Source organism: Mesorhizobium sp. M7A.F.Ca.US.007.01.2.1 (genome assembly GCF_003998165.1).
Classification (GTDB): Bacteria; Pseudomonadota; Alphaproteobacteria; order Rhizobiales; family Rhizobiaceae; genus Mesorhizobium; species Mesorhizobium ciceri.
This window is the reverse complement of sequence record NZ_RZQP01000312.1, coordinates 1-5,925: the sequence shown is the minus strand read 5'-3', so window position 1 is coordinate 5,925 and position 5,925 is coordinate 1. Positions and strand designations below refer to the sequence as shown.

7 protein-coding genes are annotated in these 5,925 nt (G+C 60.1%); 3 read left to right on the top strand and 4 right to left on the bottom strand.

The annotated features are described in order from the left end of the window. A partial coding sequence (locus EN949_RS32165) for a cytochrome c (RefSeq protein ID WP_164782607.1) occupies nt 1–616 on the top strand: 616 nt, incomplete at its 5' end. A 1-nt stretch (nt 617) separates the two neighbouring features. Here the strand turns inward: EN949_RS32165 and EN949_RS32160 are convergent. The 3 genes from EN949_RS32160 to EN949_RS32150 all read right to left on the bottom strand — a co-directional run bounded on the left by EN949_RS32160 (nt 618) and on the right by EN949_RS32150 (nt 3,929). Continuing rightward, complete coding sequence (locus EN949_RS32160) at nt 618–1,025, bottom strand: SET domain-containing protein-lysine N-methyltransferase (protein WP_013532664.1); 408 nt, start codon at nt 1,023–1,025, stop codon at nt 618–620. A gap of 157 nt (nt 1,026–1,182) precedes the next feature. Beyond that, nucleotides 1,183–1,809 carry a LysE family translocator gene (locus EN949_RS32155; protein ID WP_024505543.1) on the bottom strand — a complete coding sequence of 209 codons (627 nt, stop codon included), beginning with the start codon at nt 1,807–1,809 and terminating at the stop codon, nt 1,183–1,185. Further along, nucleotides 1,806–3,929 carry a S9 family peptidase gene (locus tag EN949_RS32150; RefSeq protein ID WP_127370989.1) on the bottom strand — a complete coding sequence of 708 codons (2,124 nt, stop codon included), beginning with the start codon at nt 3,927–3,929 and terminating at the stop codon, nt 1,806–1,808. Before EN949_RS32150 ends, EN949_RS32155 begins: the two co-directional genes overlap by 4 nt. A gap of 180 nt (nt 3,930–4,109) precedes the next feature. Between EN949_RS32150 and EN949_RS32145 the strand changes: the two genes are divergently transcribed. Both EN949_RS32145 and EN949_RS32140 read left to right on the top strand, forming a co-directional pair. Continuing rightward, the gene (locus tag EN949_RS32145) at nt 4,110–4,478 is read left to right on the top strand and encodes a hypothetical protein (protein ID WP_027162986.1); all 369 of its coding nucleotides are present in this window, start codon (nt 4,110–4,112) and stop codon (nt 4,476–4,478) included. A 444-nt stretch (nt 4,479–4,922) separates the two neighbouring features. Continuing rightward, nucleotides 4,923–5,348, top strand: coding sequence for a MucR family transcriptional regulator (locus tag EN949_RS32140; RefSeq protein ID WP_013532660.1), 426 nt, complete (start codon nt 4,923–4,925; stop codon nt 5,346–5,348). A 92-nt stretch (nt 5,349–5,440) separates the two neighbouring features. Here EN949_RS32140 and EN949_RS32135 read toward each other — a convergent pair whose 3' ends face one another. Then, the gene (locus EN949_RS32135; RefSeq protein ID WP_027162984.1) at nt 5,441–5,869 is read right to left on the bottom strand and encodes a SufE family protein; all 429 of its coding nucleotides are present in this window, start codon (nt 5,867–5,869) and stop codon (nt 5,441–5,443) included. Nucleotides 5,870–5,925: the final 56 nt, after the last annotated feature.

Here is a 5,925-nt window from a genome sequence, read left to right as displayed (position 1 = left end):
GCTGAAGGGCGTGTCGCCTTCGGGCCGACACTTCTATCCGGCGTTTCCCTATGCGTCCTACGCGCGCATGAATCCGGCCGACATTGGCGATCTCTATGCCTTCCTCAAGACGCTGCCGGCCGTCGCCGGCAAGGCGCCTGCAAATTCGCTCGGTTTTCCCTTCAACATTCGTCGCGGCATCGGCCTGTGGAAATTGCTCTATCTTAGCGACCAGCCTGTCGTTCCATTTCCCGCTGGCACGCCCGATCCGGTCATGGCCGGCCGCTATCTGGTCGAGGGGCCGGGCCATTGCGGCGAATGCCACACGCCGCGCGACCTCGCAGGTGGTACGAAAAAGAACGTGTGGCTGGCCGGTGCGGTGGCTGCCGAAGGCAGCGGCGTCGTGCCGAACATCACATCGGGCGAGGGCGGTATAGGCGATTGGTCGGAAGCCGACATCGCCAACTACCTCGAAACCGGCTTCACGCCCGATTTTGATTCCGTCGGCGGCGCCATGGTCGACGTGCAGCGAAACATGGCCGAGCTGGCGCCGCAGGACCGTGCTGCCATCGCCGCCTATCTCAAGGCGATACCCGCGCATCCAAACGGCTATCCGGCCCGCAAGAGGGCGAACTAGTCTAGATCGAGTCTGCGGATGACAGGTGGCGGTCACCGAGAAAATCGAAGCCCGTTTCGAAAAAATGGTTGTAGTTGCAGGTCAACTCTTCGCCAGGCGCGATGTCGCGCAGTGCAAAACTCTCCTCGGGTGAGGAGACGTCGCAATTAGGCTCGTCGGCATGGTTCATGTAGCGCGCGTCGTCGGCTTCGAAGACGATGTAGTTCGGATCGCGGCGGTCAGGATAGGAGTAGCGGTCGAGATAGCTCTTCACCGGGCCGGCCGCCCGCTCATAAGTCTCGACCTCGATGAGCCGATCGAACCTTGGGTCTAACTTCCAGATCAGAGTACCGCGAGGAATGTGGTTCTTGGCAAAGACGCCGATTCCCTGGATGGGTGATTTGTCGAGATAGACGTCGACGAGCAGCATAATGAACCTTTACGCGATTGGAGGCTGTCAGGCCGGGAAAAGCCGCGCACTGGGTAGCGCGCGGTCGTCGCAATTGCGAGTGAAAATGAGCGACGGGAGCTTCAAAAAGTCCTGACACCCAGCCCTCTGGAAAGGGTGCGTCGATTATCGTCCAGAGTCAGCGTTGCTGCAGCGCCAGACGGACGCCCAAAGCGCAGTAGATGCCGCCGACAACTTTGCCCTGCAATCGTAACACCGACGGATTTCGGCGCAGGAACGTGCCGAGCCGGCCAGCGCTCACGGCAAAGACGACCGTGCTGAAAAGGCCCAGTATGACGAAGATGACCCCCAACGCGGTCATCTGAAGCATCACCGATCCGTTTTCAGGCCGCACGAACTGAGGCAGAAAAGCGAGGAAGAACAGAGCGGTCTTGGGGTTGAGCACTTCGGTCAGGACAGCCTGTCGAAACGCCTTGCCGGCGGAGATCGCGAGCGCACCGGCCGCCGGGTTGGCCGGTGTTTTCTCGATGATCGCGCGAATGCCGAGATAAACCAGGTAGGCCGCGCCGATGTACTTGATGACGCTGAACAGCGTCGCCGACGCGGCGATGATCGCCGAGATGCCGATCATGGCCATGACGGTATGAAAGACGTCGCCGGCAGCGATCCCGGCGCCCGTCGCGATGCCGACCTTGGTTCCGGAACTCGTTGCCCGGGCGATCGTCAGCAGGGTGGCGGGGCCTGGAATGAAGACGAAGCCGAGCACGACCGCGATGTAGGCGATCAGGGTGGTCAGGTCGATCATTTGTTGGTTGCTCCCGTAAGCTGCGCCTTGCCCATCACTTTCAGCGCGAAGGAGTAGGTGTAGGCGATCTCTTCCAGCCGCGAAAACCGGCCGGAAGCGCCTGCATGGCCGGAATCCATATTGATCTTGAACAGAACCGGATTGTCGCCGCTCTTGCGGTCGCGCAGCCGGGCCACCCATTTGGCCGGTTCCCAATAGGTGACGCGCGGATCGGTGAGACCGGCCAGCGCCAGGATCGGCGGATAGTCGTGATCAGAGACATTGTCGTAGGGCGAATAGGCAGCGATCGTCCGATAGTCGTCGGCGGACGCGATCGGGTTGCCCCATTCGGGCCATTCCGGCGGCGTCAGTGGCAGGGTCGCATCGAGCATGGTGGTGAGCACATCGACGAAGGGAACCTCGGCGACGATGCCGCCAAAACAATCCGGCGCCATGTTGGCGACGGCACCCATCAGCATGCCGCCGGCCGAACCGCCTTGCGCGACGATACGGTCATGCGCCGTGTAACGCTCGGTGACCAGATGGCGCGCGACGGCGATGAAATCGGTGAACGTGTTCATCTTGTTCTCCCGCTTGCCGTCATCGTACCAGCCATAGCCCTTGTCCTTGCCGCCGCGAACGTGAGCAATGGCGAAGACAAAGCCGCGGTCGACCAGCGAGAACCAGTTGGTGTTGAAGGCGGCCGGCACGGTGATGCCATAGGAGCCGTAGCCGTAAAGCAGGCAAGGTGCGGATCCGTCCAGCGGCGTGTCGCGATGATGCAAAAGCGAGATCGGCACCAGTTCGCCATCGCTGGCCGGCGCCATCAGCCGCCGCGTGACATAATGGTCCGCATCATGGCCGGACGGCACTTCCTGGGTCTTCAGCAGCACCCGCTCGCGGGTGCGCATGTTATAGTCGAACACCTGCGCGGGCGTCGTCATCGACGAGTAGGAAAAGCGCATGATCTCGGTGTCGTACTCATAGGAACCCGACAGGCCGAGCGAGAAGGCCTCCTCGTCGAGGGACAGAAGATGCTCCTCGCCGCTGATACGGTCGCGCACCACAATGCGCGGCAGGCCTTCCTTGCGTTCGAGCCGGACCATGTGGTCCCTGAAGCCGATCACCGACAGGATCAGCCGGCCGGGCTCGTGCGGCACCAGTTCCTGCCAGTTGGCGCGCACGGGATCGCTCGCCGGCGCCGTCATGATCTTGAAGTCCTTGGCGCCGTCGGCATTGGTCAGGATGAAGAAGATATCGCCGCCTTCTTCCAGCTCGTATTGAAGGCCAACCTCGCGCGGCGACACCAGTTTCGGTTCGGCAGACGGATCGTCGGCGCGCATCAGGCGGTATTCCGAAGTCTCGTGATCGTTGATGCCGATCATGATCCATTCGTTGTTGCGGGTGCCGTCGACATTCATGAAGAAGCCGGGATCGGTTTCCTCATAGATCAGCCGGTCGCTGTCCGGGCTGTCGCCCAGCGCATGGAACAGTACCTTGGACGGGCGATGGTTGGGATCGAGACGCGTGTAGAAGAAGCCGTCATTGCCTGCGTTCCAGACGCCTGAACCGCCGGTGTCGGGGATCTGGTCGGCAAGCTCCTTGCCATCGGCAAGGTCGCGCACGCGAAGCGTGTAGAATTCGGAGCCCTTGTCGTCGAATGCCCATAGCAGCTTGGCGTGGTCGGCCGAATGGTCGACACCGCCAAGACGGAAATAGGCCTTGCCCGCGGCCTCCGCGTCGCCATCGAGCAGGATATGCTCGGCGCCGCCGTCGCGCGACATGCGGAAATAGCGCGGCTGCTCGCCACCAAGTTTAAAGGACGAGCCGTAGGCATAGGGCCCATCCTTCATCGGCACGGAAGAATCGTCTTCCTTGATACGGCCCTTCATCTCCTTGAAAAGCTGCTTTTGCAGTTCGACCGTATCGGCCATCAGCTTCGACTGGTAAGCATTCTCCGCCTCGAGTTTTGCGCGGATCCCCGCATCGAGCAATGACGGGTCGCGGAACATCTCCTGCCAGTTATCGGCCCGTAGCCAGGCATAGTCGTCGGTTCGCGTGATGCCGTGATGCGTGTCGGAAACCGGCCGCTTCTCGGGCGTTGGCGGGCTGACGATCGGAAATATGGATGTCTTGGTCATTGCGTCTCGCTTTGCCAGTATCTTCAATGGGCCAGTATCTTCAATGGGCCAGTATCTTGAAGGGCCATCTCGAATGGAGAAATATCTTGAATGGCAAATGAACACGCCGATCAGGGCAGGTTCAAGAGCCGGAGCGTATGGGTTGTGTCGGCTCCAGGAGATGAGCCGGGAGGAGAGATGATGACTATTTGGTCTCGGACTACTGCGGCTTTCGCCGTTGCTTCGCTAACTCTGGGCTTTGCCGGCCAGTCTCATGCGACCGTATTCGCGGCTTGGCAAGTGGCCAATGTCCCGTTCGGCGACACGCTCAATGTACGCAAATACCCTTCGGGCACATCCCAAAAGCAGGCGGGATATCCGAACGGCACCGTTCTGCAGATGACCGGGCGATGCACCGGCGGAATAAACCTGCTCGACATCGCCAACCAGCCGGCATGGAAGCAGGCACAAAAGATCCGCTATCGCTGGTGCGAAGTCTGGCATGATCCGGTCCAGAACGGCAATTTCGTCACCGGCTGGGCCTATGGCAAATACATCATCCCGCATTGATTGACGCGGCAGCAATCAGCCGATCGGTCGGATGACTGGCATGTCGCCTGATTGCTCGTATATGACCACGGCAACCTGTGGTTTTGTGGACAAATGCGAACAACCAATATTTCTCGAGCGATAGCCAAGCAAGATCAAACATTAAAACCCGTTTCGTGAGTTGCCACGAATGTAACGGCGATCTGACGTTGCGTCAGCCGCCGCCGACGGGAACGCGAAATATCGATAAATTACACAATGCACGAAAGATTGAAGCTGATCGCGGAACATTTGATCAATATCGTTCAATATAGCGCGAGGGGCGAATTGACTTACTTGGTCTGCACGCTCATTGATGTGCCCGCGACACGAATCGTAGAAACTCTACCTGCACAAAATTCGTGCGATGCCCTGCTTGTAAAAAAGGGCGCAGATCGATGTAACTCTTGTTGGGGACCGAAGACCATGGATATTGTCGAAACACCTTCCAGAAACAGCGATGCGCTGATCGAATTGACCGCCGATGTGGTGGCCGCCTATGTCAGCAACAATCCCGTGCCGGTCGGCGAACTGCCGAACCTGATATCCGATGTCCATGCCGCACTCGGGCGTGTGGGCGGAACCGCCGAACAGCCGCCTGCCGACAAGCAGAAGCCGGCGGTCAACCCGAAGCGGTCGGTTCATGACGACTACATCGTCTGCCTTGAAGACGGCAAGAAGTTCAAGTCGCTGAAGCGCCACCTGATGACCCACTATGACCTGACGCCGGACCAGTATCGCGAAAAGTGGAACCTCGACCCGACCTATCCGATGGTTGCACCCAACTATGCAGCTGCCCGGTCCCAACTCGCCAAGAAGATGGGTCTCGGCCGCAAGCGCAAAGCGCGGTAATTGCTGCCAGCCAGATCGGATCGACATCAACGGCGCCTTCGGGCGCCGTTTGATTTTTGCGAGCCGCGACGCGCGGATCGGGTCGGGAAGCGTCAGGCGGTCTGCTTGAGCGCTGCCTCGGCGTCGCGCTTGATGCGCTTGACCATCGAGCGAAGGCCGTTGGCGCGCTGCGGCGACAGATGTTCGTCGAGGCCGAGTTCTTTCAATGTCGCTTCCGCATCGGTCTTCTGGATTTCGCTGGCGGTCCTGCCGGAAAACAGCGCCAGCATGATCGCGACCAGCCCACGCACGATATGAGCGTCCGAATCGCCGGTGAAGGTGATGACAGGATCGGCTCCAGCTCCGCGTTCAGTGGTCAGCCAGACTTGGCTGACGCATCCCGGCACCTTGTTGGCGGGGCTGCGCTGCTCGTCCGGAAACGGCGGCAGCGCCTCGCCGAGTTCGATGACATAACGATAGCGGTCTTCCCATTCCTCGAGGAACGAGAAGTCGTCACGGATCGTCTGGATCGTCGTGGTCATGTCTGGGATATAGTCACGCGGCGGCTCCGCGTCACGGAAAAAGCAAGGACACCGCG

Coding starts and splice junctions, on each gene's coding strand:
- EN949_RS32140 (WP_013532660.1), top strand. CDS start 4,923: ATGGATATTGTCGAAACACCTTCCAGAAACAGCGATGCGCTGATCGAA.
- EN949_RS32150 (WP_127370989.1), bottom strand. CDS start 3,929: ATGACCAAGACATCCATATTTCCGATCGTCAGCCCGCCAACGCCCGAG.
- EN949_RS32145 (WP_027162986.1), top strand. CDS start 4,110: ATGACTATTTGGTCTCGGACTACTGCGGCTTTCGCCGTTGCTTCGCTA.
- EN949_RS32135 (WP_027162984.1), bottom strand. CDS start 5,869: ATGACCACGACGATCCAGACGATCCGTGACGACTTCTCGTTCCTCGAG.
- EN949_RS32155 (WP_024505543.1), bottom strand. CDS start 1,809: ATGATCGACCTGACCACCCTGATCGCCTACATCGCGGTCGTGCTCGGC.
- EN949_RS32160 (WP_013532664.1), bottom strand. CDS start 1,025: ATGCTGCTCGTCGACGTCTATCTCGACAAATCACCCATCCAGGGAATC.